This is a genomic window from Isoptericola sp. Y541 (genome assembly GCF_059445465.1).
Genome location: NZ_JCAIUJ010000006.1, coordinates 248,307 through 275,089 on the forward strand (window position 1 = coordinate 248,307; position 26,783 = coordinate 275,089).

The following is a 26,783-nucleotide window of genomic DNA, read 5'->3' on the forward strand; positions in this document are numbered from 1 at the left end:
CGATGGCTAAGCTCTCGACCACCACTCGCGCCGCTCTGCGGGAGAACTTCCCGCACCTCGCGCGGGACGTGAAGTCGTTCCCGGTCCGTGACGGTGAGGAGCCGTGGAGCCTGCGCGAGGTCGAGGAGCTGGCCGCCTTCCTGCTCGAGGACAGGGAGCGGCTCGAGCGCGAGCTCGCCACGGCCGACCAGGAGCTCTCGGACCTGCTGCGCAACTCCGGGGACGGCGCGGGCGACGACCAGGCCGACTACGGCTCGAGCGCGCTCGAGCGGGAGCAGGAGCTGACCCTGGTCAACAACATGCGCGACCTGCTCGCCCAGACGTCGCACGCCGTCGACCGCATCAGCAAGGGCACCTACGCCACCTGCGAGGTCACCGGGCTGCCCATCGGCAAGGCCCGCCTGCAGGCGTTCCCTCGCGCGACGCTCTCCCTCGAGGCGAAGGCGCGCGAGGAGCGGCGCTGACCCGCGTCCTGGCGCACGTCCTGGCTCACCGTGCGTCGGCCTAGACTTGCGCACGATGTCGACCACGCCCGCCGGCTCTGCCCCGGCCCCTGAGCCCTTGCCGCGCGCCGGCGCACCCGAGTCGCCCCTGTCGGGCGCCCCCGCCGAGACCGTGTCCCCGGCGCGGCGCCGGCGCCTGCTGACCTGGACGTTCGCGCTGGCCGCGATCGTGCTGCTCGCGGACCAGCTCACCAAGTGGTGGGCCGAGTCGGCCCTCACCCTCGGCGACGCGCCGTCGCCCCTGGTGGGCGAGCTGCTGCAGCTGCGCCTGATCTACAATTCGGGTGCGGCGCTGTCGATCGCGACCGGCATGACGTGGCTGCTGACCATCGTGGTCTGCGTGGTGGTCGTGGTCATCGTGCGTGCGATCCGCCGGATCGGTTCGACCGGGTGGGCCGTCGCCCTGGGGCTGCTGCTCGGAGGGGCGCTCGGCAACCTCGGCGACCGGTTCTTCCGCGACCCCGGCTTCGCGCGCGGCCACGTGGTCGACTTCATCGACTACGGCGTCTTCGTGGGGAACGTCGCGGACATCGCTGTCGTCACCGCGGCGGTGCTCATCGTGATCCTGTCGTTCCGGGGGATCGGGCTCGACGGCCGTCGGCACACGGACGACGACGCCGCGACCGACAGCGACGACGACGCCGCGACCGACAGCGTGACCGACAGCGCGACAGACAGCGCGACAGACGAGGGACGTTGACGGTGTCCACGCGGACGCTGCCCGTCCCCGACGGGCTGGCGGGCGAGCGCGTCGATGCGGCCCTCGCCCGGATGCTCGGGTTCTCGCGCACCCAGGCGGCGGAGCTCGCGGCGTCGGGGGCGGTGCTCCTGGACGGTCGCGAGGTCGGCAAGTCCGACCGGGTGGTGGCCGGCGGCCGGCTCGAGGTGACGGTCCCCGAGGCCCGGCCCGCGTCTGCCGCAGTCGTCGCGGAGCCCGTGCCGGGCATGTCGATCGCCTACGAGGACGACGACGTCGTGGTCGTGGACAAGCCGGTCGGGGTCGCGGCGCACCCGTCGCCCGGCTGGACCGGGCCCACCGTCGTCGGGGCGCTGGCCGCGGCCGGCTACCGGATCGCGACTTCCGGCGCGGCCGAGCGGCAAGGGATCGTGCACCGCCTCGACGTGGGCACCTCTGGCCTGATGGCGGTGGCCAAGAGCGAGGCGGCGTACACCGGCCTGAAGCGCGCGTTCAAGGAGCGCACCGTCGAGAAGGTCTACCACGCGCTCGCGCAGGGCCACCCGGAGCCGACCGCGGGCACCATCGACGCGCCCATCGGCCGGCACCCGAGCGCGGACTACCGGTTCGCCGTCGTGGCGGACGGCAAGCACTCGGTGACGCACTACGAGGTGCTCGAGATGCTGCCCGCGGCGTCGCTGGTCGAGGTGCACCTGGAGACGGGGCGCACGCACCAGATCCGGGTGCACTTCCAGGCCGTGCGCCACCCGCTGGTCGGCGACCTCACCTACGGCGCGGACCCGGTGCTGGCGTCGAAGGTGGGGCTGGAGCGGCAGTGGCTGCACGCCGTGCGGCTCGGGTTCGAGCACCCGCTGACCGGCCGCTGGGTCGAGGTGACCAGCGAGTACCCCGACGACCTCGCCCACGCCCTCGAGGTCGTGCGCGGCGCGTACGCGTAGCGCAGGTCTTGTCCCACGACGTCCCACGCCCTAGCGTTCGTCGGGACGGGTGACACGAGTCACTCGCGACCTCGACGAGGAGGACGCATGCCAGCACACCCTGCGCCGGGATCCCCGGCGCCGAGACGTCGGCACCGGCTCACGCCGGTCGTCGCGGCAGGAGCAGCACTCGTGACCGTCCTGGCGGGGGCCGCCACAGGAGTCGGCGAGGCGCAGGCCGCCCCGACCCAGCGCGTCGATCCGACCGACCCGGACCTCGGCCCGAACGTCACGGTCTTCGGCCCGGACACGCCGCAGGCCGAGATCCAGGCGACGATGGACGCGCTGCACGAGCAGCAGGTGGATGCGGAGATGGGCGCCGGCCGGCACGCGGTGTACTTCCTGCCCGGCACCTACGGGTCCGCGGCGGACCCGCTGCAGGTGAACGTCGGCTACTACACCGAGGTCGCCGGGCTCGGCGCCTCGCCGCAGGACGTCACCGTCGAGGGCGCGATCGAGGTGCGCAACCGCTGCTTGGGCGACGACGCGAACCCGAACTGCATCGCGCTGGTGAACTTCTGGCGCACGGTCTCGAACCTCTCCCTCGAGGTGAACACGTCCGGCCAGGACGGCTGCAAGGCCACGGCGAACTTCTGGGCCGTCTCGCAGGCGGTCTCGATGCGCCGGCTCGACGTCCGCGGGCCGCTGTCGCTCATGGACTACTGCACCGCGGGGCCGCAGTTCGCCAGCGGTGGGTTCATCGCCGACTCCCGGTTCGACACGTCCGTCGTCAACGGGTCCCAGCAGCAGTGGCTCACCCGCAACAGCGAGCTGGGCGGCGGCTGGTCCAACGGAGTGTGGAACCAGGTGTTCTCCGGGGTCGAGGGCGCGCCGAGCGAGGCGGGCTTCCCCGCGGAGCCGTACACCACGCTGGACGAGACGCCCGTGAGCCGCGAGAAGCCGTACCTGTTCGTGGACGCGAAGGGCCGGTACCAGGTGCGCGTGCCGGAGGCGCGGACCGGGACGAGCGGCGTCTCGTGGGCGGACGGCGTCACGGCGGGTCGCACCGTGCCGATCACGGACTTCTACATCGCGCGGCCGGGCGACTCGGTGGCCACGATCAACGCCCAGCTCGCGCGGGGCAAGCACCTCCTGGTCACCCCCGGCGTGTACGACGTAGCGCGCAGCATCCGGGTGACGCGGCCGGGTACGGTCGTGCTCGGCCTGGGTCACGCGACCCTCACGTCGGTAGGCGGAGCGGTGCCGCTCGTCGTCGCGGACACCGCGGGCGTCGTCGTCGCCGGCGTGACGATCGACGCCGGGGTCGAGGAGTCGCCCGCGCTGCTGCGGGTCGGCACGGCCCCGAAGCGCGGATGGGCCGAGAAGGTCGACGCGCTGCGCGACCGCCTCTGCACCCGCCCGCTCTACGCCTGGCTCGACCCGCGCTGCACCACCGGCACGAACCCGGTCACGCTGTCCGACGTGTACTTCCGCGTCGGCGGGCCGCACGTCGGCAGCACCGATGTCGCGCTCGAGATCAACGCCGACGACGTGCTCATCGACCACGCCTGGGTGTGGCGCGCGGACCACGGCGTGGAGGGCTTCGCCACGGACGGGTCCGAGGGGGTCAACGGCGACTCGGAGCGCTGGCGCACCAACGTCGGTCGCACCGGCGTGGTCGTCAACGGCGACCGGGTGACGGCGACGGGCCTGTTCGTCGAGCACTTCCAGGAGCACAACACGGTCTGGAACGGCGAGGACGGCACCGTGGTGCTCTACCAGAACGAGCTGCCGTACGACCCGCCGACGCAGGCGGACTGGACGCAGCCGGATGGGACCCTGGGCTGGGAGGGGTACAAGGTCGGCGACGACGTGCGGCGGCACCGGCTCTTCGGCGGCGGGGTGTACGTGTTCAACCAGAACAACCCGCAGATCGTCACCGAGAACGGGTTCGCGGTGCCCGAGCGGCCGGGCGTGCGGCTGCACCACCTCATGACCGTGAACCTCAGCGCGGGGACCATCGAGCACGTCGTCAACGGCGTGGGCGACGCGGTGCCGCCGTCGACGTCGGGCACCCCCGAGTACGTCGTCGACCACCCGACGCCCTGACGCGCGCCGGCCGAGGGTCAGGCGGACCCGCGCACCACGACGCGGGCGCCCTCGGCCGGCCAGGGCGGGGCCTCGCGGCCGTCGAGGGCGGCGAGGACCGAGGCAGCCAGGTGCTCTGCCTGGCGGGTCACGGGCTGCGCGACCGTCGTGAGCGGCGGGGCGGCTACGCGCGCCGCGGGGGAGTCGTCGACGCCGACGACCGCGAGCCCCGACGGCACCGTCAGCCCCGCCTCGCGCGCGCCCGCGAGCACGGCGAGGGCGACGTCGTCGTTGTAGGCCGCGACGGCGGTGATCCCCCCGTCGGACCAGGCGCGCACCGCACCGGCCGCCGGCTCCCCGGCCGGGACGGCGACCGACGGCGGCGGGGGGAGCCCGAGGGCGGCGCACGCCGCGCGGACGCCGGCGAGGCGGCCGTCGGCGAACCGGCTCAGGCGGGGGTCGTCGGTGGTGGCGAACGCCAGGCGCTCGTGGCCGGCCCGCGCCAGGTGCCGCACCTGGAGGTCGCCGATCCCGCGCTGCGAGGCGTCGAAGTCGTCCCCGGCCGTGCCGTCGGAGGTGGCGTCGGAGGTGGTGTGCTCGACCGCCCCGACGACAAGGATCCCGGCCAGCTCCATGGCGAGCGCGTCCGCCGCGGTGAACGGCGCGAGCCCGACCACCGCCAGGGGCGCCACGGCGCGCCAGAGTTCGGCCAGGTCGCGGGAGTCGCGATGGTGGTGCACGAGGACGAAGAGCCCGCGGGCTGCGAGCGGGTCGGTGAGGTGGTCCAGGAGGTCCTCGACGACGGGGCCGGCCGGCCAGTCCGGCAGCACGGCCACCACCAGGTCGCTGCGCCCGCGTCGCAGCGTCCGCGCGGCGGCGGACGGCGCGTACCCCAGCCGCTCGGCGGCGGCGCGGATGCGCCCTCGCGTGGTGTCGGAGACCGACGCCCCGGGCGTCTTGTTGAGCACGTAGCTCACCGTCGTCCGCGACACGCCTGCCGCGCGCGCGACGTCGGCGCTGGTCACTCGCGGCACTGCTCCTCCTCGGGCTGTCGACGGTTGCCAGCACCTTACGCGGGGTCGGGACACCCCGGGCTAGTGGCACCGGCCCGTCGGTGGCTCTGCCTAGACTCATCGCATGCCCGCCGAGACTGACGATTTCGTCCATCTGCACGTGCACACCGAGTACTCGATGCTCGACGGCGCGGCGCGGATGAACGACCTGTTCAGCGAGGTGCAACGGCTGGGCCAGAAGGCCATCGCCATCACCGACCACGGCTACCTGTTCGGCGCGTTCGACTTCTGGAGCACGGCGCAGAAGTACGGCGTCAAGCCGATCATCGGGGTCGAGGCGTACGTGACGCCGGGTACCAGCCGCCACGACCGCACCAAGGTGCAGTGGGGCGAGCAGCACCAGCGGCGCGACGACGTGTCCGCGGGCGGCGCGTACACCCACATGACCCTGTGGGCGCGCAACAACGAGGGCATGCACAACCTGTTCCGCGCGTCGTCGCTGGCGTCTCTCGAAGGTCAGATGGGCAAGTGGCCGCGGATGGACCGCGAGCTGCTGGAGACCTATGGCAAGGGGCTCATGGGCACGTCCGGCTGCGTGTCGGGCGAGGTCCAGACCCGGCTGCGGCTGGGGCAGTGGGACGAGGCGGTGCGCGCGGCGGGCGAGCTGCAGGACATCCTCGGCAAGGAGAACTTCTTCGTCGAGGTCATGGACCACGGGATCGAGATCGAGTCCCGCACGTACAAGGACCTGCTGCGTCTCGCCGAGACGATCGGCGCCCCGCTGGTGGCCACGAACGACCTGCATTACACCAAGCAGGACGACTCCAGCTCGCACGAGGTCCTCCTCGCAGTGAACTCCGGGTCGACGCTCGACGAGCCGACCTACGACCAGGGCGGCAGCCGCTTCGCGTTCAGCGGGGACAGCTTCTACGTCCGCTCGGGCGCCGAGATGCGCCGCCTGTTCTCCGAGCTGCCGGAGGCGATCGACAACACGCTGCTCATCGCCGAGCGCTGCGAGGTCTCGTTCGACACCAAGGCGAACTACATGCCGCGGTTCCCCGTGCCGGACGGCGAGGACGAGATCAGCTGGTTCGTCAAGGAGGTGGAGGCGGGCCTGCGCCGCCGCTACCCGGACGGCATCCCCGACGACGTGCGCAAGCAGGCGAACTACGAGGTCGAGGTCATCATGCAGATGGGCTTCCCGGGGTACTTCCTCGTGGTGGCCGACTTCATCAACTGGGCCAAGGCGCAGGGCATCCGGGTCGGGCCGGGCCGTGGCTCCGCGGCGGGCTCGATGGTGTCCTACGTCATGGGTATCACGGAGCTCGACCCGCTCAAGCACGGCCTGATCTTCGAGCGCTTCCTCAACCCGGAGCGCATCTCGATGCCCGACGTCGACGTGGACTTCGACGAGCGCCGGCGCTCCGAGGTGATCCGGTACGTCACCGAGAAGTACGGCGACGACCGCGTCGCGATGATCGTCACGTACGGCTCCATCAAGGCCAAGCAGGCCCTCAAGGACGGCTCGCGCGTGCTCGGCTTCCCCTTCGCCATGGGGGAGAAGCTCACCAAGGCGATGCCGCCGGCCGTCATGGGCAAGGACATCCCGCTGTCCGGGATCTTCGACCCGAAGCACGAGCGGTACGCCGAAGCCGCGGAGTTCCGCGCGGTGCACGACGCCGACCCCGAGGCCCAGCGGGTGGTCGAGACGGCCCGCGGCATCGAGGGCCTCAAGCGGCAGTGGGGCGTGCACGCCGCGGGCGTCATCATGTCCAGCGACCCGCTGATCGACATCATCCCGATCATGCGCCGCCCCCAGGACGGCGCCGTCATCACCCAGTTCGACTACCCGACGTCCGAGGGCCTCGGCCTCATCAAGATGGACTTCCTCGGGCTGCGCAACCTCACGATCCTCGACGACGCGCTCGAGAACATCGAGATGAACGGCAAGGAGCCGCTCGAGATCGAGACGGTGGCGCTCGACAACCAGGCCACCTACGACCTGCTGGCCCGGGGCGACACGCTCGGCGTCTTTCAGCTCGACGGCGGAGCCATGCGCTCCCTGCTGCGCCAGATGCGGCCCGACAACTTCGAGGACGTCTCCGCCGTCATCGCGCTGTACCGGCCCGGGCCGATGGGCATGAACTCGCACATCAACTACGCGCTGCGCAAGAACGGCCTGCAGCAGATCGAGCCGATCCACCCGGAGCTGGCGGAGCCGCTGGCCGAGGTGCTCGACGAGACCTACGGCCTGATCGTCTACCAGGAGCAGGTGCAACGCGCCGCGCAGGTCCTCGCCGGCTACTCGCTCGGTCAGGCCGACCTGCTGCGCCGCGCGATGGGCAAGAAGAAGAAGGAGATCCTCGACAAGGAGTTCGTGCCGTTCGAGGCGGGCATGAAGGAGCGCGGCTACTCCAAGGCCGCGATCCAGGCGGTCTGGGACACCCTGGTGCCGTTCGCCGGGTACGCCTTCAACAAGGCGCACTCCGCCGGGTACGGGGTCGTGTCCTACTGGACGGCGTACCTCAAGGCGAACTACCCGACCGAGTACATGGCCGGCCTGCTGCAGAGCGTGCGGGACGACAAGGACAAGATGGCGCTCTACCTGGGCGAGTGCCGTCGCATGCACATCACGGTGCTGCCCCCGGACGTCAACGACTCCGCGGCCAAGTTCACCGCGGTCGGCTCCGACATCCGGTTCGGCCTCACCGCCGTGCGCAACGTCGGCGCCAACGTGGTGGACGCGATCATCGCCGCCCGCGAGGCCAAGGGCGTCTTCACCTCGTTCACGGACTTCCTGGACAAGGTGCCGGCCGTCGTGTGCAACAAGCGCACCATCGAGTCGCTCATCAAGGCCGGGGCGTTCGACTCGCTCGGGCACCCTCGCCGGGCGCTGCTCGTGGTCCACGAGCAGGCCGTGGACTCGGTCATCTCCGTGAAGCGCAAGGAGGCCGAGGGGCAGTTCGACCTCTTCGCCGACTTCGGCGGCGACCAGGAGGACGCGGCGATGACGTTTGCCGTCGACGTGCCCGACCTGCCGGACTGGGACAAGAAGCAGCGGCTCGCTTTCGAGCGCGAGATGCTCGGCCTGTACGTGTCCGATCACCCGTTGTCCGGGCTGGAGCACGTGCTCGCGCGGGCCGCCGACACGTCGATCGCCTCCCTGATGGCCGACGAGGGCCGGCAGGACGGGTCGACCGTCACGGTGGCCGGTCTGCTCACCAGCGTGCAGCGCAAGATGAGCAAGAACGGCAACCCGTGGGCGGCCGTCACGGTCGAGGACCTCGAGGGCGCGGTCGAGGTGATGTTCTTCGGCGAGACGTACCTCGCGTACTCGACGATCCTCGCGGAGGACCAGGTCGTGACGCTGCGGGGCCGGGTGCGCCGGCGCGACGATCAGATGCAGCTGCAGGCCATGGAGGTGTCCCTGCCGGACACGTCCGCCGTCGCGGACGCGCCCGTGCTCGTGACCGTGCCGCACACCCGGTGCGTCGAGCCGGTCATGGTGCGGCTGCGCGAGGTGCTCGCCACGCACCCCGGCTCGGCCGAGGTGCACGTGAGCGTCGCCGAGCCGGGCAAGCGCACGGTGGTCCGGGCCGCGGACACCCTGCGGGTCGAGAAGTCGCCCGCCCTGTTCGGTGATCTCAAGGCCCTGCTCGGCCCGAGCTGCCTGTCATGACCACCCCACCGGTCGAGCCCACCCCGCCGGTCGAGCCCACCCCGCCGGTCGAGCCTGTCGAGACCTGGGACGACGGATCCGCGGACCATCGGTTCCGCGTGGTGCCGGCCGCGTACGTGTACCTGCGGCGGGAGGGGCAGGTACTGCTGCACCTGCGGCAGGGCACCGGGTTCATGGACGGCCACTGGGCGGCGGGTGCCGCCGGGCACGTGGAGCCGGGGGAGTCCGTCGTCGATGCCGCCGTGCGCGAGGCGCGCGAGGAGCTGGGCGTCGAGATCGAGCCCGCGGACCTGGCCCCGGTGACGACCATGCACCGCGGGCAGCCCGGTGGCCCCGCGCTCGAGCAGCGGGCCGACTTCTTCTTCACCGCGACGCGCTGGTCGGGCACCCCCGAGATCCGCGAGCCGCACAAGGCGGCCGACCTGCGGTGGTTCGCGTTCGTCGCGCTGCCTGAGCCGGTGGTGCCGCACGAGCTCGCCGTCCTGCGGGCGCTGCACGACGCGGGTCGGCACGGCACCCAGGTGCCGCCGATCCTCACCCACGGCTTCTGACACCGACGGCTTCTGACTCCGCGGGGGCGCTGGGTGGTTGCCCGTAGGCTCATGCCGTGTTCCGCCTCAACCCCGAGCAGCTCGTGTTCGTCACCGAGCGCCATCTCGCCACCTTGACCACGCTGCGCGCCGATGGCAGCCCGCACGTGGTGCCGGTGGCCTTCACGTGGGACGCCGGCACGGGTGTGGCGCGTGCCGTCGCGCCGCGGACGTCGGTCAAGGTGACCAACGCCCGCCGCGCGGCCTCCGACGGCTCACTGCCGCGAGCGGCGCTCTGCCAGGTCGACGGCGGTCGCTGGATCACGCTCGAGGGCGCGATCGAGGTGGCCGAGGACGCCCAGGAGGTCGCGGAGGTCGTCGTCCGGAACGCGAGACGCTACGGGCCGCTCGCGCCCGAACCGGACCCGGTCGTGCTGCGGCTGCGGGTGGACCGCGCCATGGCGTCGACCTACATGGCCTGAGGAGCGTTGTGGGCGCGAGACACGCCGCAATGACGGAGGTGATAGCGGCGTGTCTCGCGCCCACAACGAGAGCGCTGGTCAGGCGACGACCGCGGACTCGTCGCCCTCGGGAAGGGAGAGCGTCACGCGGTCGCCGCGCACCAGCTGGCGGCCCCGGCGGGTCTCGACCTCGCCGTTGACCCGCACCTCGCCGTCGGACACCAGCTCCCGCGCGTGGGTGCCGGACTCGGCCAGGCCGGCGAGCTTGAGGAACTGACCCAGCCGGATCAGATCGTCGCGGATCGGGACGTCCGGGGTATCGGGATTCGCGCTCATGCGTCCATTCTCCGACAGACGCCGCCCGCCGCCGACCTGCGCTGCCTAGACTGGTCGGGTGATCCGACGCATCGATCTTCGCGGGCAGCACCTGACCCGCACCGAACTGCTCGGGGTGCTGCCGCGCCCCGAGGTCGGTGTGGACCAGGCGCTGGACGCCGTCGCCCGCATCCTCGCCGACGTCCGCACCCGGGGCGCCGCCGCGCTGCGCGACCTGGCGGAGCGCTTCGACGGGGTGCGACCGGAGCATCTCCGCGTCCCGGCGGCCGCCCTGGACGACGCGCTCGCGGGGCTTGACCCGGTCGTGCGCGCCGGCCTGGAGGAGGCGATCCGCCGCGTACGGGCCGTGCACGCCGAGCAGGTCCCGACCGAGCACACGACGCGGCTCGGCCCCGGCGCGGTCGTGCGCCAGCGCTGGATCCCTGTCCAGCGCGTGGGGCTCTACGCGCCCGGGGGGCTGGCGGTCTACCCGTCCTCGGTGATCATGAACGTCGTCGCCGCGCAGGAGGCGGGGGTGCGCAGCCTGGCCCTCGCGTCGCCGCCGCAGAAGGAGAGCGGCGGACTGCCGCACCCGACCATCCTCGCGGCGTGCGCCCTGCTCGGCGTGGACGAGGTGTACGGCGTCGGCGGCGCCCAGGCGGTCGGCATGTTCGCCTACGGCGCGGCGGGCTCCGAGCCGCAGGACGGAGCGGTGCTGTGCGAACCCGTGGACGTCGTGACGGGGCCGGGCAACGTCTTCGTCACGGCCGCGAAGCGCCTGGTGCGCGGGGTGGTCGGCATCGACGCGGAGGCTGGCCCCACCGAGATCGCCGTCCTGGCCGACGCCACGGCGGACCCGGGGCACGTCGCCCTCGACCTCATCAGCCAGGCCGAGCACGACCCGATGGCGGCGTCCGTGCTGGTCACCCCGTCGGTGGAGCTGGCGGGTGCCGTGGAGGCGCGCGTCAGCGACCTCGTCGGCTCCACGAAGCACTCCGCGCGCGTCATGCAGGCGCTCGGCGGGCCGCAGTCCGCGGTCGTGCTGGTCGACGACCTCGAGCACGGCCTCGCGGTCGTGGACGCCTACGGGGCGGAGCACCTGGAGATCCAGACCGAGAACGCGGCTGAGCTCGCCGAGCGGGTCCGCTCGGCGGGGGCGATCTTCGTGGGGCCGTGGTCGCCGGTGTCGCTGGGGGACTACATGGCGGGCAGCAACCACGTGCTTCCCACCGGGGGGTCGGCACACTTCTCCAGCGGGCTCGGCGTACACGCCTACCTGAAGTCCGTCCAGGTGATCGAGTACACGCGCGAGGCACTGGGGGAGCTCGCCGACCGGATCGTCGCGGTCGCCGACGACGAAGACCTGCCTGCGCACGGCGAGGCGGTGCGCGGCCGCTTCCTCTGAGGACGCGATCGACCGAGAGCGGGATCGACTCGGGGCCGTCGACCGGCATCGCGCCGGGCGGTGGCCCCCGTTGTTCCGCGAACACGATGTTCCGACGTGCAAAGAATAGTGTGCCAAGCGCACGACTCCACCCTGTCGGCTCGGTCGGTGGCGCGTGCGAGCATTGACGCATGCCCGCCCCGCCGCCCCGCCTCGATCCGATCGCGGTGGGCGGGATCGTCGGGAACGCCGCGTTCCGACGGGCCCAGGGCTACCAGCGCGCGGGCATGGTGACGACGTGGCGGTGGGACCCCGACGCGCTGGTGCTGACGTCCCGCGTCGCGGGGAGCGGGCCGCAGCCGTATACCTGCCGCGTCTGGTTCACGATCGGCGGCGACGGCCGGTACGAGTTCGACGCGTCCACCTGCAGCTGCCCCGTCGGCGGCGACTGCAAGCACGTCGCGGCCACCCTGCTCCACGTCGGTCAGGTGGCGGGCGCTGAGAGCGAGCGCGGGGCCGGCGACCGGTCGGACCAGCCCGACGGATGGCGCGGTCTCCTCGCCCCTGTCACGAGGGCGGGGCCGCTGCCGGCGGCGGGGCACGGCTCCGGCGGTGTCCTGCCCGTCGCGCTGCGGTTCCGCCTCGACGAGCCGTTCGGCGACCTGCCGCCCCAGCTGGCCGTGCGGCCGGTGGTCCGGGGCCGGAACGGCTGGAAGGTCGCGCCGGAGGGCAGCTGGGAGGCGCTCGCCACCGGGCTCTACGCGTTCTCCGACGTCCGCGCGACCCCCGCGCCGGAGGTCCGGCGTTGGTTCGCGGACCTTGGGTCGGCCCTCGGCGAAGGCGGCGGATACGGCCGCACCCGCCAGGCCTGGCGCCCGCTCGCCGCGGGCGGCCGGGGCGTGTGGGCGCTGCTGGCCGAGGCGCCGGACCTCGAGATCCCGCTGGTCGCGCACGGGGCGCGCGACGAGGTCCGCCTCGCGCGCCGGGCCGAGGCCCGTCTGGTCGTCGGGGCCGCCGGCGACAGCGGGGCGGGTGTGCGGCTGGAGGCGGTCGCCGCCTTCGACGGCGTGGACCGGGTCGACGGCGCGACGCTCGGGACCGTCGGCGACACCGGTCTGTATGCGGTCGAGGCGGGGGACGGGCGCACGGTGCTACGCCTGGGTCCCACGGCTCGGCGCCTGGGCGACGCGACCCGCGAGCTGGTCGTGGTGGGCCGCGTCGACGTGCCCACCGACGACGTCGGCGAGCTCTTCGCCGAGCACCTCCCGGCGCTGCGGCGGGCGCTGCGAGTCGTCTCCGACGGCAGCGTCGCGCTGCCGGAGCTGCCGCGCCCGGTCCTCGTCGCCCGGGTCGCGTTCGCGTCGCCCGAGAACGCGCGGGTCGAGTGGTCGTTCGAGTACCCGCCGGTCGAGCTCGCTGCGGAGCACGCCGGCCGGCGCCCCGCGGAGCGGCCCCGCACCGTGCCGCTCGAGGGCGCCGACGCCGACAGCCTCCGTGACGTCGACACGGAGGCAGAGATCCTCGCGAAGGCGCAGGCGACGGTGCGTGGCGTGCCCGGGTTCGAGCGCTTCGAGCTCGGCACCCGCGCGGAGCTCGCCGGGCTCGACGCGCTGGACCTCGCCCACGGCGTGCTCCCGGCGCTGGCGACGGTGGGGGACGTGCGCGTCGACGCCAGCGACGTGCCGGACTACCTGCACCTCGACGCCGCGCCGCGGGTGGTCGTGTCGGGGGCGCCGTCCGGCGACTCCGACTGGCTCGACCTCGGCATCTCCGTGACGGTGGCCGGCAAGTTGCTCCCGTTCACCCGCTTGTTCACCGCGCTCACGCACGGGGACAGGCGGCTGCTGCTCGTGGACGGCTCGTGGCTGCGCCTCGACCAGCCGGTGCTGGGGCGGCTGCGTGACCTGATCGCAGAGGCCACCGCGCTGAGCGACCGTCCCGGCAGGGCGCGCGTCAGCCGCTACGACGCGCAGCTGTGGGGCGAGCTGGAGGACGTCGCCGACGTGGTGGAGGCGGCCGAGGCGTGGCGGCGGTCGCTCGCGGGGCTGCGCTCGCTGGCCGCCGGGGAGGCCGTACCCGAACCGGTCGCCGTGCCCGCGGGGGTCCGGGCGGAGCTGCGGCCCTACCAGCACCAGGCGTTCGAGTGGCTCACCTTCCTGTGGCGGCACGGGCTGGGCGGCATCCTCGCCGACGACATGGGGCTCGGAAAGACCGTCGAGGCCCTGGCATTCCTGGCGCACGCGCGGGCCACGGAGCCGGGCGCCCCGCCGTTCGTCGTCGTCGCGCCGGCCTCCGTGGTCGGCAACTGGGCGGACGAGGCCGCGCGGTTCACGCCGGACCTACGGGTGGTCCCGATGGTGGCCACGGGCCGCAAGCTGGGGTCGAGCGTGGCGGAGCTCGCCGCGCAGGCCGACGTGCTCGTCACGTCGTACGCCGTCTTCCGGCTCGAGTTCGACGCCTTCGAGGCCCTCGACTGGAGCGGGCTGATCCTGGACGAGGCGCAGGTAGCCAAGAACCCGCGTACCCGGGCGCACGAGACGGCGCGCCTGCTGGGCGCTCCGTTCAAGCTCGCGATCACCGGGACCCCGCTCGAGAACAACCTCATGGAGCTCTGGGCGGTGCTCGCGATCGTCGCGCCGGGACTCTACCCCTCGATGCACCGGTTCCGCGCCGAGACGGCCCGCCTCGTCGACGCCGCCGGGAAGGACGACGACCCCCAGGTGGTCGCGGCCGGCAACCGCGCTCTCGGGCGGCTCAAGCGCCGCATCCGTCCGCTCGTGCTCCGCCGCACCAAGGAGCAGGTCGCGCCCGAGCTGCCGGAGCGCCAGGAGCGGGTGCTGCGGGTGCCGCTCACGCCCGACCACCGCAAGATCTACGACACGCACCTGCAGCGCGAGCGGCAGCGGCTGCTCGGCCTGCTGGAGGACTTCGACGCCAACCGGGTGGCGATCTTCCGGTCCCTCACGACGCTGCGCCGCCTGGCCCTCGACGCCGCGCTGGTAGACGACGCGTACGCGCACGTCGCCTCGGCGAAGCTGGACGTCATCGCCGACGAGCTCGTCGAGATCGCGGCGGAGGGGCACCGCGCCCTGGTCTTCTCGCAGTTCACGTCGTTCCTGCGGCGGGTGGAGTCGCGGTGCGCGGCCGCCGGCCTCGCCACGGCCTACCTCGACGGCGCCACCCGCCGGCGCGCCGAGGTGATCCGTGGCTGGAAGGACGGCGACGCCCCGGTCTTCCTCGTCAGCCTCAAGGCGGGGGGAGTGGGGCTCAACCTCACGGAGGCCGACTACGTCTACCTGCTCGACCCCTGGTGGAACCCGGCGGCGGAAGCCCAGGCGATCGACCGGACGCACCGCATCGGCCAGACCCGCAACGTCGTGGTCACCCGCCTTGTCGCGGCGGACACGATCGAGGAGAAGGTCATGGCCCTGGCCCGGCGCAAGGCCCGGCTCTTCGACGCCGTCATGGACGACGAGGCGGGCACGTTCGCGCGCGCCCTCGCCGCCGAGGACGTGCGCGGGCTGCTGGAGGGATAGCCCGCCCGGGCCAGGCCGTCAGTGGCGGGTCGTCGTCGGCGGGTCGTCAGCGGATCCCGAGCACGAACGGGTGCACCGCGGTCGCGCCCGCCTGGCGGAGCAGCCGTGCCGCGACCGTGAGGGTCCAGCCCGACTCCGTCCAGTCGTCCACCAGCAGCACGGTGCGCCCGGGCAGCCCTTGCAGCGCCGCGTCGTTCAGCTCGAGCCGCAGCCGGCGTGCCACCCCCGCCAGGCGCATCGCCGAGTTCACGTCGTGCCGGCCAGGCTGCTCGGCACCCGGCTCGGGGCCCACGGCGCCGATGAGAGGTACTCCCAGGTAGGCAGCCAGGCCGGAGGCCAGGTGGTAGGTGAGCTGCGGCCTGGTGACCGACCGCACCGCGACCACTCCCTCGATCAGGTGCCGGGGCGGCGCCTCGTCGGCGCCCCGGGAGTCGTCGTCCGCGCCGTCGCCACCGGGGGCGCCGCCGGGGTGGATCGCGTCCCAGTCGTCCAGAACCCGGGCCGCGGCGTGCCGCAGGGGTACGGGCACCTCGCCGTCGGGAGCCGTCGGGGCGAGGAGCTCCCGCAACGGACCGGACCAGCCGAGCCCGTCGAGCCGGGCCACCGCCCGCCCGGTCTCGGCGCGCTCCGCCGGGGGGATCTTGCCCTTGAGATCGAGACCGAGGGCGGCCAGCCCGGACGGCCACATCGCGCGCGGCCCGACCTCGACCCCGGGTCGGTCCATGTCCGCGCGGGCCGCGGCGATGGCCTCGGCGTCGGGCACCGCCGGCAGCGCGACCGACCCGCACCGGTCGCAGCGCCCGCAGGTCCAGCCCGCCGGAAGCTCCGGGTCGTCGAGCTGGGCGCGCAGGTAGGCCATCCGACACCCGGAGGTGGCGACGTAGTCCACCATCGCCTGCTGCTCGGCCTCGCGCGTGGCCGCCACCCTGGCGTACCGCTCGGCGTCGTACTCCCACGGCGTCCCCGTCGCGACCCAGCCGCCCTGCACCCGGCGCACCGCGCCGTCGACGTCGAGCACCTTGAGCATCGTCTCCAGGCGCGAGCGCTTGAGGTCGACCTGCGTCTCGAGCACGGGCGTCGACACCGCGCCGTCCGCGGCGGACAGGGCGTCGAGCGTGGCCCTTACCTGCGCCTCGGCCGGGAAGGCCTGCGCGCCGAACCAGTCCCAGATCGCCCGGTCCTCCTGCCCCGGCAGCAGCACCACGATCGCGTCGTCCACGCCACGCCCGGCACGCCCCACCTGCTGGTAGTAGGCGATGGGCGACGACGGGGCCCCGAGGTGCACCACGAACGCCAGGTCCGGCTTGTCGAAGCCCATGCCGAGCGCAGACGTCGCGACGAGCGCCTTGACCCGGTTCTCCTTGAGGTCCTCCTCCAGCTGCTCCCGCTGGGTTGGGTCGGTGCGGCCGGTGTACGCGGCGACGGTGAGCCCGGCCCCCCGCAGCTGCTCCGCGACCTGCTCGGCCGCCGACACCGTGAGGCAGTAGACGATGCCCGACCCGTCGACGTCCTGCAGCGCCTCGACCAGCCACGCGACGCGCGTGGGCTGGTCGGGCAGCTCGAGGACGGCCAGGTGCAGGGATTCGCGGTCCAGCCCGCCGCGGAGCACCAGGACCTCGTCGGTGGTCGACGTCTCGCCCTGGGCGGCGGCCGGGCGGTTGCCCCGGATGGCCAGCTGCTCGGCGACGTCGGCCGTGACGCGGGCGTTGGCGGTGGCGGTGGTGGCCAGCACCGGGATGCCCTCGGGCAGGTCGGTGAGCAGCGTGCGGATGCGCCGGTAGTCCGGGCGGAAGTCGTGCCCCCAGTCGGAGATGCAGTGCGCCTCGTCGATCACGACCAGGCCGGCGTCCGCCGCGAGCCGGGGGAGCACCTCGTCACGGAAGGCGGGGTTGTTGAGCCGCTCCGGGGAGCACAGCAGCACGTCGACCTCGCCGGCGGCGATCGCCGCGTGCACCTGGTCCCACTCGGTGATGTTCGAGGAGTTGATGGTCACGGCCCTGATGCCGGCGCGCGCCGCGGCGGAGATCTGGTCGCGCATCAGTGCCAGCAGCGGAGACACGATCACGGTGGGCCCGGCACCACGCGCGCGCAGCAGCGACGTGGCGACGAAGTAGACCGCCGACTTGCCCCAGCCGGTGCGCTGCACCACCAGGGCTCGACGACGGAACGCGACCAGCGCCTCGATGGCGCGCCACTGGTCGTCGCGCAGCGCGGCGTCCTCGCGGCCGACCAGGGCACGCAGGGCCTCCTCGGCCTGCTCGCGCAGGGTGCCGCCGCCCTCGCCGGCACTGTCGAGCAGGCCGCGCAGCATCGCGAGCTTCGCGCGCTTCGCCGCATCGCCGGACGGCTGCCGTGTCGCGGACTCCTGGCTTGGTTCAGCGGTCGGTGCGGCGGGCGGCTCCGGCTCCGGAGCGGGGTCACCCGGCGGCACCTGCCCATGCGGCATCTGGTCGTCCGGCATCTGGTCGTCGGGCATCTGGTCGTCCGGCGGGACGTCCTCGTCGGTCGGGGCGAACACGAGGTCGGCGTACGGGTCGTCGGAGTGACTCACGTCGTCGATCGTAGGCGCCCCCGCCGACGCCCGTCCCCGGCCCTCCACAGGCCCGGCGCCCCCGTGCCCCTCCGAACGACCCGCGGCAGCGGACGTCAGCGCACGTCAGCGCACGTACTCGCGCAGGAGCGCCACGGCCGAGGCCACCACCGCCACCACCTCGGAGGCCGCCGCGACGATCTGCGTGGTCCCGGCGAACGTCTCGTTGATGCCGTAGAAGCCGACGGTCGACGACAGGACGAACGCGAGCAGCGTCAGGCCGCCGAAGCCGATGCCGCCGACGAGCGGCAGCCAGTGTCGCCAGGCGACGAGCAGCACCGCGAGCACGACCCCGGCGAGGGCGTTGAGCAGGAACAGCGGGCCGACGACGGCGACGGTGTCGTAGCCGTCGAGGTACAGCACCACGTGAACCACGGCCGAGACGAGGACCGCGGCAGCGGCGACCAGGCGCCACCACCGGGCGACGGGCGCCCGGGCGGCGGGCGCGCCGTGATGCCGGGGTGGCACGGCTCCCTGCGACGAGTCCATGATAATGATGCTCCCATTCCACGGGCGCGCCGTCGTCGTGGTCGGCACGTTCCGCCGCAACCCGTCCGACCCCCCGGAGGACCTCGTGCGCAGCAGCATCCCGTCTCGGCGTCCGGACCGTCCGTGACCGCCGCCCGTACCGGGTGCGAGGCCGGGCACCCCTGTGCCTGCGGCCCGACGCGGCGCCAGGTCCTGCGCAGCACCGGGGTGGTCGCGGGGGCTGTCGTCGGAGCCGGTGCGCTGGCATCCTGCTCGGACCCGGAGCCGTCCCCGCAGGAGGCGGCGGACTCCGCGAGCTCCGCCGGGGCTGGGACGGTCGTCGTGGCGCTCGCGGACGTGCCCGTGGGCGGCGCCGTCGCCACGAAGGTGGAGGGCCAGGACGTGCTAGTCACGCAGCCGACCGAGGGCGAGGTACGCGCGTTCAGCGCGATCTGTACGCACGCGGGGTGCACCGTGGCGCCCGGCGAGGGGGAGCTGGTCTGCCCGTGCCACCAGTCGCGGTACGCGCTCGAGGACGCGGCCGTGCTCGGTGGGCCGGCGCCGGAGCCGCTGCCGGCCCTCGAGGTCACGGTCTCGGGCGAGGACGTCGTCCTCGCGTGAGCGTCAGCTCCGCATGTCCATCACGACGCGGCCGTCGATCTTGCCATGGGTCATCTCGTCGAAGATCGCGTTGATGTCGCCGAGGGGCCGCACGGTGTAGGTCGGGCTCACCTTGCCGCGGGCGAAGAAGTCGAGCGCCTCCGCCATGTCCTTGCGTGTCCCGACGATCGAGCCGCGCACCGTGAGGCCGAACAGGACCGTGGTGAAGATGTCCAGCGGGAACTTCTCCGGCGGCAGCCCCACGAGCGAGACCGTGCCGCCGCGCCGCAGCGCGCCCACGGCCTGCGGGAACGCGTGCGCGTTGACGGCGGTCACCAGCGCGCCATGGACGCCGCCCCCGGTCTGGTCCTGCAGGTCGGCGGCCGGGTCGGCGGAGGTCGCCGCGTTGGCCGTCACCTCGGCGCCGTGCGCGCGCGCGAGCTCGAGCTTCGCGTCGTCGACGTCGACCGCGGCCACGCGGCGGCCCATCGCGACCGCGTACTGGACCGCGATGTGCCCGAGCCCGCCGATCCCGGAGATCAGCACCCACTCGCCGGGCTTGGTGTCGGTCACCTTGAGGCCCTTGTAGACCGTGACGCCCGCGCACAGGATCGGCCCGACGGCGGACAGGTCGACGCCGTCGGGGACGAGCGGCGCGTAGCGCGCGTCGACGAGCATGTACTGCCCGAACGACCCGTCGACCGAGTAGCCGCCGTTCTCCTGGTTCGGGCAGAGGGTCTCCCAGCCGGTCTCGCAGTACTCGCACTCGCCGCAGGCGCTCCAGAGCCACGCGTTGCCGACCGTGTCGCCGATCTTGACGCGGGTCACCTGGTCGCCGACCGCGACGACGTGCCCGACGCCCTCGTGCCCGGGGACGAACGGCGGGTTCGGCTTGACCGGCCAGTCGCCGTGCGCGGCGTGCAGGTCCGTGTGGCACACGCCGGTGTAGTCGACCTTGACGAGGGCCTCGCGCGGCCCCGGGGCGGGGACCTCCCGCTCCTCGACGGACAGCGGCTCGGTGAACGAGTGGACGACTGCGGCCTGCATGGTGCTCATCTGGAACTCCGTCCTGGGCCGGACGCGTCACGGCCCCCACGTCGGAACTGCTGACACCTCGACGGTAAGCACGGCCCGTCCCGATCGCAGCGTGTGGACGGGGGCCGCCGGGTCCCCGGTCGTTCCGTAGACTGGCGCGGTGACCATCCCTCTGCCCGCCCCCGCGCCCACGGGTGGCGTGGCCGGCGCACGGCTGCCGCTGCGACCCGAGCTCGCCGACGAGGTGCCCTACGGCGCCCCGCAGCTCGACGTGCCTGTCCGGCTCAACGTGAACGAGAACCCCTACGCGCCCTCGGAGGCGGTCGTCGCGACGATCGCCGAGCACGTCGCGGACGCGGCGCGCGGCCTCAACCGCTACCCGGACCGCGACTTCGCCGCGCTGCGCGAGGACCTCGCCGGCTACCTGGCGCTCGAGTCGGGCGTGCGCGTGGGTGCCGAGCAGGTCTGGGCGGCCAACGGCTCGAACGAGGTCATGCTGCACCTGCTGCAGGCGTTCGGCGGCCCGGGCCGCACGGCGCTGTCGTTCGCGCCCACCTACTCGATGTACCCGGAGTACGCGCGCGACACCCACACCCGCTGGGTCACCGGACGCCGCGAGACCGACTTCACGCTCGACGTCGACCACGCGGTCGCGACGATCGAGGAGGTCCGGCCGTCGGTGATCCTTCTCGCGAGCCCCAACAACCCCACCGGGACGGCGCTGCCCCCCGCGACGGTCGAGGCCGTGCTGGCCGCCGCCGCCCGGGTCGAGGTCCCGGACGCCCCCGAGGCCGGCGGGCGCCGCGCGGGGGCGGTCGTCGTCGTGGACGAGGCCTACGCCGAGTTCCGGCGCCCTGGCACCCCGTCGGCGCTGGAGCTGCTCGGCGACCACCCGCACCTGGCGGTGACGCGCACGATGTCGAAGGCGTTCGCGGCCGCGGGGCTACGTCTCGGCTACCTCCTCGGGTCGACGGCGCTCGTCGACGCGCTCCGGGTGGTCCGGCTGCCGTACCACCTGTCGGCCGTGACGCAGGCGGCGGCACGGGGCGCGCTCGCGCACCACGACGAGCTGCGCGCCCAGGTGCGCGACCTAAGCACCGAGCGGGACGCGCTCGTCGCGTGGCTCCGCGCGCAGCAGGTCGATGGCCGACCCCTGCAGGTGGCCGACTCCGACGCCAACTTCGTGCTGTTCGGCACCTTCGCCGACCGGCACGCCGTGTGGCAGGGGCTGCTCGACCGCGGCGTGCTCATCCGCGAGACCGGGCCCGACGGCTGGCTGCGCGTCTCGGTGGGCACGCCCGCGGAGAACACGACCTTCCGCACGGCGCTCACCGACGTCATGACGGGTGCACCGGCCGGCGCACCGACCGAGCAGGAGGACCGATGACCCGCCGCACCGCCCGCGTCGAGCGCACGACCAGCGAGTCGAGCGTCGTCGTCGAGCTTGACCTCGACGGCACGGGACGCACGGAGATCTCCACGTCCGTGCCGTTCTACGACCACATGCTCACTGCGCTGGGCAAGCACTCGCTCATCGATCTCACGGTCCGCGCCACGGGCGACACCGACATCGACGCCCACCACACGGTCGAGGACGTCGCGATCGTGCTCGGCGAGGCCCTGCGCGAGGCGCTCGGCGACAAGCGCGGCATCGCCCGCTTCGGCGACGCGACCGTGCCGCTGGACGAGGCGCTCGCGCTCGCCGTGGTCGACGTGTCGGGGCGCCCGTACCTCGTGCACTCCGGCGAGCCGGCCGGGCAGGAGTACCACCTCATCGGCGGGCACTTCACCGGGTCGCTGACCCGGCACGTGCTCGAGTCGATCGCCCACCACGCGGGCATCTGCCTGCACGTGCGGGTCCTCGCGGGTCGCGACCCGCACCACATCGTCGAGGCTCAGTTCAAGGCGTTGGCGCGTGCGCTGCGCGCCGCCGTCACCCCCGACCCGCGCGTCGAGGGTGTCCCGTCCACGAAGGGTGCGCTGTAACCGCATGACCAACGACCCCGACCTGCCCGAGAGCCTCCCGGAGGGCCTTCCCGCGGACCTGGAGATCCCCGACGACCTGTCGGGGCTCGACGGCACACGAAAGGACCCCGAGCTGGCGGTCCTCATCACCCAGATCGCCGGGGCCGAGCCGCTGGCCGCCGCTAGCGCGCTGGCCGAGCTCGACGTCGACGCCGCGCCCACCCCGGTGGGTGCCGTCGCCGTTCTTCGCGACACGAGCAACGACGCCCCCGACAAGGCCGCGACCGCCATCTCGAAGCTCGTGGCGGGCGTGCCCCTGGTCCTGGTGACGCGCTGGGGCGAGCAGCTCACCTGCGTGCGCTACGCCGACGGCAAGGCCGAGGGGGAGCTCCCTCCGGGGCTGGTCCTCGGCGGAGCGCCCGAGGCGCTCGAGGACCTCGTCACCGGGCAGATCACCGTGGCCGACCTGCCCGGCGTCGTGCCCTCCGCCAGCATCGGCCGCTTCAAGGCGATGCGGATGCTCTCCGGCGCCGCGCGCAAGGCGCGCAAGAAGCAGTAGGGGGACGTATGCAGGACACTCCTCGTGATGCCGCACCGAGCGGTGCCCGGGTCCCCGCCGACGCCGGTGCGGGGATCCCCCCGCTCCTGCCCCACGGAGGCACGGCCGCACGGCTGAACCCGGCTCCTGCCGCTGCCCGGGTCGAGGGTCACCCGCGGGTGGTCGTGCTCGACTACGGCTTCGGCAACGTGCGCTCGGCCGTCCGGGCGCTCGAACGGGTCGGGGCCGACGTCGATCTCACGGCGGACCTGGCGGTCGCGGGTGAGGCGGACGGCCTCGTGGTGCCCGGCGTCGGCGCGTTCGCGGCGTGCATGGCCGGGCTGCGGGCGGTGCGCGGCGACCAGGTGATCGACCGGCGGCTTGCCGGGAACCGCCCGGTGCTAGGCATCTGCGTCGGGATGCAGGTCATGTTCGACGCGGGCGTGGAGCACGGCGACCGGGCCGAGGGCCTGGGGGAGTGGCCGGGCGTCGTCGAGAAGCTCCAGGCGCCGGTGGTGCCGCACATGGGCTGGTCCCCCGTCGAGGTGCCCGAGGGCTCCCGGCTGTTCGCGGGGGTGGAGCGCGAGCGGTTCTACTTCGTGCACTCGTACGCCGCCCAGGAGTTCGCTCAGGGCCACGACGCCGGCGCGGACCCCCGCTTCACGCCGCCCCTCGTGACGTGGGCGCGGCACGGTGCGCCCGGCGCCGAGTCCCGGTTCGTGGCCGCCGTCGAGAGCGGCCCCCTGGCCGCGACGCAGTTCCACCCGGAGAAGTCCGGCGACGCCGGCGCCACCCTGCTGGAGAACTGGGTCCGGTCCCTCTGACCTGACCGGTGGTCGAGCCTGTCGAGGCCACCGTTGCCGCAACCCTGGTGGTCTCGACAGGCTCGACCACCGCCGATGCTTGGAGACACACCCATGACCGACCGCCTCGTCCTGCTGCCCGCCGTCGACGTCGCCGACGGCCAGGCCGTCCGCCTCGTGCAGGGGGAGGCCGGGTCCGAGACCTCGTACGGCGACCCGCTCGCCGCCGCCCGCGACTGGCAGTCCGGTGGCGCGGAGTGGATCCATCTCGTGGATCTCGACGCGGCCTTCGGGCGCGGCTCGAACGCGGAGCTCCTGGCGCAGGTCGTGGCCGACCTCGACGTGCAGGTCGAGCTGTCGGGCGGGATCCGGGACGACGCCTCCCTCGAGCGGGCGCTGGCGACCGGTGCGCGCCGCGTCAACATCGGCACGGCCGCGCTGGAGGACCCGGAGTGGACCGCGCGCGTCATCGCGGAGCAAGGCGACGCCGTCGCCGTGGGGCTGGACGTGCGCGGCACCACCCTCGCCGCCCGGGGCTGGACGAAGGAGGGCGGCGACCTGTGGGAGGTGCTCGCCCGCCTGGATGCCGCCGGCTGCGCGCGGTACGTGGTCACCGACGTGACGAAGGACGGCACCCTGCGGGGCCCGAACGTGGACCTGCTGCGCGAGGTCGCGTCCCGGACGCCGGCCAAGGTCGTGGCGTCGGGCGGGATCTCGTCGCTCGCGGACCTCGAGGCGCTGCGCGCGCTGGTGCCGGACGGCGTCGAGGGCGCGGTCGTGGGCAAGGCGCTGTACGCCGGCGCGTTCACGCTGCCCGAGGCGCTCGACGTGGCGGGCCGGCGATGAGCGCCTCCGACCCGGGCGTCGGCCAGGGCGCCGGCCAGGGCGGTTCCGACGGGAGCACCGCCGAGGTGGACGGGCGCGCGCTGCCCGGCCACTTGCGCTCGATCCAGCCGTCCTCGCAGTTCGCGGGCGACGACGGGACGGCCGACCCGGAGCTCGCCCGGCTGCTGCGGGCGCACGCCGACGGGGCGGGCTCGCTGCAGGACGTGGTGCGGCGGCTGGCCGCGACCCGGGTGCTGGTGCCCGTGCTCGCCGAGCTGGCGGTGGCCGACGTCGTGGAGCACGAGGGGTCGTCGGGCACCCAGGAGCTGCAGGTGGACAAGGAGGCCGCCGCCGGCGTCGTGGCGATCGAGACGGCCGACGGGCGTCGCGCGCTGCCTGTCTTCACCTCCGTCGACGCGATGCGGGCATGGCGCGTCGACGCCCGCCCGGTCCCGGTCGAGGCCGCGCGCGCCGCGCTGTCGGCCGTGAGCGAGGACTGGTCGCTGCTGGTCGTCGACCCGGCGGGCCCGGCGACCGCGCTGGTGCCGCGGCCGGCGGTCTGGGCGCTCGCGAAGGGCCAGGAGTGGCGGCCGGCGCTCGTGCCGGCGGCCGGCGACAGCGCGCAGCTCGAGGTCGACGCGGAGGTCGCCGCGGCGGTCGCGGACGCCGCCGCGCCGGTGCAGTACGTCGTGCGCGCGCACGCGGAGCGGGGCAGGCGGGCGGAGATCGCGGTGGTGCTCGCCCTGGATCCGGGCCTGGACCGGGCGGGCCTGGACCGGGTGCTGGCCCAGGTGAACGCGCGCCTCGGCGCCTCGACCGTGATCGCGGAGCGGGTCGACTCGCTCGAGCTGCGGGTGGGCGCGGCGCGCTGACCCGCCGCTCGAGCGAGTCGCCCCCGCCGGCACGATCTCAGTCGCAGGGCGGGATGGCCCGGAAGCCCTCGGCGTCGTCCAGCACGCGTTCCAGCGTGGACAGGGGCACCAGCAGCGAGCGGCCGTCGGAGGTCTTGGCGTACACGACGCCGATCACCCGGCCCTCCGCGTCGATCGCGGCCGAGCCGGACGACCCGGGCTCGACAGGGGCGTCGGTGAGTAGCACCTCGCCCAGGTTCTCGTGCAGCGGGTCGGTCGTCGCGCCGATGACCTCGCCCGCGGTGACGGTGAGCTCGCCGCCCTCGGGGTAGCCCACCACCGTGACGTCGTCGCCGGGGCGTGGGTCGGAGTCCGCGAGCGTCGGGAAGCTGGGCAGGGGGTCGGCGGTGCGCACCAGGGCGAGATCCGCCAGCGAGGCGCTCCCCGCGGCCGCGACCTCGAGGTCGCGGCCGTCGTAGGTGCTGACCTCGAGCGACTCGGAGTCGGCCACGACGTGTCTGTTGGTGATCAGGGTGTGCTCGTCGACGGCGAAGCCCGAGCCGGTGGAGAGGCCCGCGCAGCCGACGTTGCGGATGCGCACGGCCATGCGCTGCACGGCGTCGAAGCCGTCCGGGGAGAGTCCCTCCCCGCCGGTCGGGTCCAGCACCGGCGGAGACGTGGGCACGACGTCGCTCGGCACGGGGTCGGGCAGCGTGGGGAGAACCCCACAGCCCGCCACGGTGGCCGCGGCGAGCGTGACGGCCACCGCCGACCGCGCCAGCCGCGCCGACAGCCGGGTCACTGCTCCAGCTCCTGCTGGAGCTGGTCGTTCGCGCGGGCGGCCTGCTTGCAGAGCGTCTTGACGTCGGAGGCGAAGCGGTCGAGGTCCGTCGGGTCGTAGGAGCCGCTGTCCTCCAGGTACTCGATGAGCTGTGACTGGGCGTCGACGCAGTCGCCGAGGGCCGTCGTGACGACGCCCGCGGCCTCGCTCACCCGGGTCTGGTAGTCGAGGTACTGCTGCGACGCGACGTTCTCGTCGCCGAGCTGCGCCTTCTCGTTGGCGAGGTCGGTGATGCGGCCCGTCGCGGCGGCGAGCTGCTCCCGCGCCGCGACCAGCTCCGCGTCCGTGGCCTCGAGCTTGGTGCCCAGGGCCGCGACCTGCCCGGCGTAGCCGCGTGCCTCGTCCTCCCACGAGGCGCTGTGCTCCTGCCAGCGGGCCGTGGTGAGCCAGAGGTAGGCGGCGAGGCCGACGGCCCCGGCCAGGAGTACCCCGACCACGACCACGGTCGACCGACGGCGCCGCACCGGCGAGCCGGCCCGCGGGGGGGTTACCGACGGTTCCGGCGGTGGTGGGGGCCAGGCGGACGGGGCGGACATGTCAGACGACGGAGCCGGTGTACTTCTCGCCGGGGCCCTCGCCGGGCGCGTCCGGGACGACCGACGCCTCGCGGAAGGCGAGCTGGAGCGAGCGCAGGCCGTCCCGCAGGGACCGCGCGTGCTGGTTCCCGATGTCGGGGGCGCTGGCGGTGACGAGCGCGGCGAGCGCGGTGATGAGCTTGCGGGCCTCGTCCAGGTCGAGGTGGTCCCCGGCCTGGGCGTCCTCGGCCAGGCCGCACTTGACGGCGGCGGCGCTCATGAGGTGGACCGCGGCGGCCGTGATGACCTCGACGGCGGCGACGTCGGCGATGTCACGGGTCGCCGAATCCTCGGTGCTCGTCGAGGAGGTGGTCGGGGCGTCGGCGGCGGGGGCCGCATCAGGCGAGGTGGTCATGGGGTCCATCTTCGCATCGTGCCGGTCGGTCGAGGGCGGGTCGGGCTCGGGCCGAGCATGGCTGAGCATGGCTGAGCATGGCTGAGCATGGCTGAGCATGGCTGAGCATGGCTGAGCATGGCTGAGCATGGCTGAGCATGGCTGAGCATGGCTGAGCATGGCTGAGCATGGCTGAGCATGGCTGAGCATGGCTGAGCATGGCTGAGCATGGCTA

At 73.7% G+C, this 26,783-nt stretch carries 25 protein-coding genes; 17 read left to right on the top strand and 8 right to left on the bottom strand.

Features of this window, described 5'->3' with window-relative positions; genetic code table 11:
- Positions 1–2 precede the first annotated feature (2 nt).
- From AC1C2V_RS14765 to AC1C2V_RS14780, 4 genes are all read left to right on the top strand, one after another.
- Positions 3–464, top strand: a complete 462-nt coding sequence (locus AC1C2V_RS14765; protein ID WP_495390379.1) for a TraR/DksA family transcriptional regulator — start codon at positions 3–5, stop codon at positions 462–464.
- Between the two features lie 55 nt (positions 465–519).
- Positions 520–1,203, top strand: a complete 684-nt coding sequence (locus AC1C2V_RS14770) for a signal peptidase II (RefSeq protein ID WP_495390380.1) — start codon at positions 520–522, stop codon at positions 1,201–1,203.
- A 2-nt stretch (positions 1,204–1,205) separates the two neighbouring features.
- Positions 1,206–2,138, top strand: a complete 933-nt coding sequence (locus AC1C2V_RS14775; RefSeq protein ID WP_495390441.1) for an RluA family pseudouridine synthase — start codon at positions 1,206–1,208, stop codon at positions 2,136–2,138.
- A gap of 87 nt (positions 2,139–2,225) precedes the next feature.
- Positions 2,226–4,226: a pectate lyase-like domain-containing protein gene (locus AC1C2V_RS14780; RefSeq protein WP_495390381.1), complete on the top strand. Its 2,001-nt coding sequence runs from the start codon at positions 2,226–2,228 to the stop codon at positions 4,224–4,226.
- A 17-nt stretch (positions 4,227–4,243) separates the two neighbouring features.
- On the opposite strand, the gene AC1C2V_RS14785 is transcribed toward AC1C2V_RS14780, so the two are convergent.
- Positions 4,244–5,239, bottom strand: coding sequence for a LacI family DNA-binding transcriptional regulator (locus tag AC1C2V_RS14785; protein WP_495390382.1), 996 nt, complete (start codon positions 5,237–5,239; stop codon positions 4,244–4,246).
- 103 nt (positions 5,240–5,342) lie between these two features.
- On the opposite strand from AC1C2V_RS14785, the gene dnaE reads away from it, so the two are divergent.
- From dnaE to AC1C2V_RS14800, 3 genes are read left to right on the top strand one after another with little or no spacing between them, the layout of a single operon-like run.
- Positions 5,343–8,897 (top strand): DNA polymerase III subunit alpha, encoded by a 3,555-nt coding sequence (dnaE, locus tag AC1C2V_RS14790; protein ID WP_495390383.1) that lies wholly within the window; start codon positions 5,343–5,345, stop codon positions 8,895–8,897.
- Positions 8,894–9,448, top strand: coding sequence for an NUDIX hydrolase (locus AC1C2V_RS14795; RefSeq protein ID WP_495390384.1), 555 nt, complete (start codon positions 8,894–8,896; stop codon positions 9,446–9,448). The genes dnaE and AC1C2V_RS14795 overlap by 4 nt, the downstream gene beginning before the upstream one ends.
- Before the next feature lie 56 nt (positions 9,449–9,504).
- A complete protein-coding gene (locus AC1C2V_RS14800) occupies positions 9,505–9,909 on the top strand; it encodes a pyridoxamine 5'-phosphate oxidase family protein (RefSeq protein WP_495390385.1) in 405 nt (134 codons plus the stop codon).
- Between the two features lie 78 nt (positions 9,910–9,987).
- Here AC1C2V_RS14800 and AC1C2V_RS14805 read toward each other — a convergent pair whose 3' ends face one another.
- Complete coding sequence (locus AC1C2V_RS14805; protein WP_495390386.1) at positions 9,988–10,224, bottom strand: RNA-binding S4 domain-containing protein; 237 nt, start codon at positions 10,222–10,224, stop codon at positions 9,988–9,990.
- Between the two features lie 58 nt (positions 10,225–10,282).
- Here AC1C2V_RS14805 and hisD point away from each other — a divergent pair, with 58 nt between their 5' ends.
- Together hisD and AC1C2V_RS14815 are read left to right on the top strand one after the other, a co-directional pair.
- A complete protein-coding gene (hisD, locus tag AC1C2V_RS14810) occupies positions 10,283–11,608 on the top strand; it encodes a histidinol dehydrogenase (protein ID WP_495390387.1) in 1,326 nt (441 codons plus the stop codon).
- 170 nt (positions 11,609–11,778) lie between these two features.
- Entirely contained in the window at positions 11,779–15,123 is a 3,345-nt protein-coding gene (locus tag AC1C2V_RS14815) for a DEAD/DEAH box helicase (RefSeq protein ID WP_495390388.1), read from the top strand.
- Positions 15,124–15,169: 46 nt separating this feature from the next.
- Here AC1C2V_RS14815 and AC1C2V_RS14820 read toward each other — a convergent pair whose 3' ends face one another.
- Both AC1C2V_RS14820 and AC1C2V_RS14825 read right to left on the bottom strand, forming a co-directional pair.
- Positions 15,170–17,434, bottom strand: coding sequence for a RecQ family ATP-dependent DNA helicase (locus tag AC1C2V_RS14820; protein ID WP_495390442.1), 2,265 nt, complete (start codon positions 17,432–17,434; stop codon positions 15,170–15,172).
- Positions 17,435–17,779: 345 nt separating this feature from the next.
- On the bottom strand, positions 17,780–18,202 hold the full coding sequence (locus AC1C2V_RS14825) for a hypothetical protein (protein WP_495390389.1): 423 nt from the start codon (positions 18,200–18,202) through the stop codon (positions 17,780–17,782).
- A gap of 4 nt (positions 18,203–18,206) precedes the next feature.
- Between AC1C2V_RS14825 and AC1C2V_RS14830 the strand changes: the two genes are divergently transcribed.
- Entirely contained in the window at positions 18,207–18,329 is a 123-nt protein-coding gene (locus AC1C2V_RS14830) for a hypothetical protein (RefSeq protein ID WP_495390390.1), read from the top strand.
- The gene (locus tag AC1C2V_RS14835; RefSeq protein WP_495390391.1) at positions 18,326–18,802 is read left to right on the top strand and encodes a Rieske (2Fe-2S) protein; all 477 of its coding nucleotides are present in this window, start codon (positions 18,326–18,328) and stop codon (positions 18,800–18,802) included. Before AC1C2V_RS14830 ends, AC1C2V_RS14835 begins: the two co-directional genes overlap by 4 nt.
- A 3-nt stretch (positions 18,803–18,805) precedes the next feature.
- Here the strand turns inward: AC1C2V_RS14835 and adhP are convergent, their stop codons facing one another.
- Entirely contained in the window at positions 18,806–19,837 is a 1,032-nt protein-coding gene (gene adhP, locus AC1C2V_RS14840) for an alcohol dehydrogenase AdhP (protein WP_495390392.1), read from the bottom strand.
- A gap of 139 nt (positions 19,838–19,976) precedes the next feature.
- Here adhP and AC1C2V_RS14845 point away from each other — a divergent pair, with 139 nt between their 5' ends.
- The 6 genes from AC1C2V_RS14845 (at position 19,977) to AC1C2V_RS14870 (ending at position 24,819) form a co-directional block, all read left to right on the top strand.
- Positions 19,977–21,203, top strand: a complete 1,227-nt coding sequence (locus tag AC1C2V_RS14845) for a histidinol-phosphate transaminase (RefSeq protein ID WP_495390393.1) — start codon at positions 19,977–19,979, stop codon at positions 21,201–21,203.
- The gene (hisB, locus tag AC1C2V_RS14850; protein WP_495390394.1) at positions 21,200–21,802 is read left to right on the top strand and encodes an imidazoleglycerol-phosphate dehydratase HisB; all 603 of its coding nucleotides are present in this window, start codon (positions 21,200–21,202) and stop codon (positions 21,800–21,802) included. Before AC1C2V_RS14845 ends, hisB begins: the two co-directional genes overlap by 4 nt.
- A 4-nt stretch (positions 21,803–21,806) precedes the next feature.
- Positions 21,807–22,340 carry a hypothetical protein gene (locus AC1C2V_RS14855; protein WP_495390395.1) on the top strand — a complete coding sequence of 178 codons (534 nt, stop codon included), beginning with the start codon at positions 21,807–21,809 and terminating at the stop codon, positions 22,338–22,340.
- An 8-nt stretch (positions 22,341–22,348) separates the two neighbouring features.
- Positions 22,349–23,143 carry an imidazole glycerol phosphate synthase subunit HisH gene (hisH, locus tag AC1C2V_RS14860; protein ID WP_495390396.1) on the top strand — a complete coding sequence of 265 codons (795 nt, stop codon included), beginning with the start codon at positions 22,349–22,351 and terminating at the stop codon, positions 23,141–23,143.
- A gap of 93 nt (positions 23,144–23,236) precedes the next feature.
- Complete coding sequence (gene priA / locus AC1C2V_RS14865; RefSeq protein ID WP_495390397.1) at positions 23,237–23,968, top strand: bifunctional 1-(5-phosphoribosyl)-5-((5-phosphoribosylamino)methylideneamino)imidazole-4-carboxamide isomerase/phosphoribosylanthranilate isomerase PriA; 732 nt, start codon at positions 23,237–23,239, stop codon at positions 23,966–23,968.
- A complete protein-coding gene (locus AC1C2V_RS14870; RefSeq protein ID WP_495390398.1) occupies positions 23,965–24,819 on the top strand; it encodes an SseB family protein in 855 nt (284 codons plus the stop codon). Before priA ends, AC1C2V_RS14870 begins: the two co-directional genes overlap by 4 nt.
- 37 nt (positions 24,820–24,856) lie before the next feature.
- On the opposite strand, the gene AC1C2V_RS14875 is transcribed toward AC1C2V_RS14870, so the two are convergent.
- The 3 genes from AC1C2V_RS14875 to AC1C2V_RS14885 form a co-directional block, all read right to left on the bottom strand.
- A complete protein-coding gene (locus tag AC1C2V_RS14875) occupies positions 24,857–25,600 on the bottom strand; it encodes a S1C family serine protease (RefSeq protein WP_495390399.1) in 744 nt (247 codons plus the stop codon).
- The gene (locus tag AC1C2V_RS14880; RefSeq protein ID WP_495390400.1) at positions 25,597–26,076 is read right to left on the bottom strand and encodes a hypothetical protein; all 480 of its coding nucleotides are present in this window, start codon (positions 26,074–26,076) and stop codon (positions 25,597–25,599) included. Before AC1C2V_RS14880 ends, AC1C2V_RS14875 begins: the two co-directional genes overlap by 4 nt.
- 100 nt (positions 26,077–26,176) lie before the next feature.
- Complete coding sequence (locus AC1C2V_RS14885; protein ID WP_495390401.1) at positions 26,177–26,569, bottom strand: DUF1844 domain-containing protein; 393 nt, start codon at positions 26,567–26,569, stop codon at positions 26,177–26,179.
- Positions 26,570–26,783 lie beyond the last annotated feature (214 nt).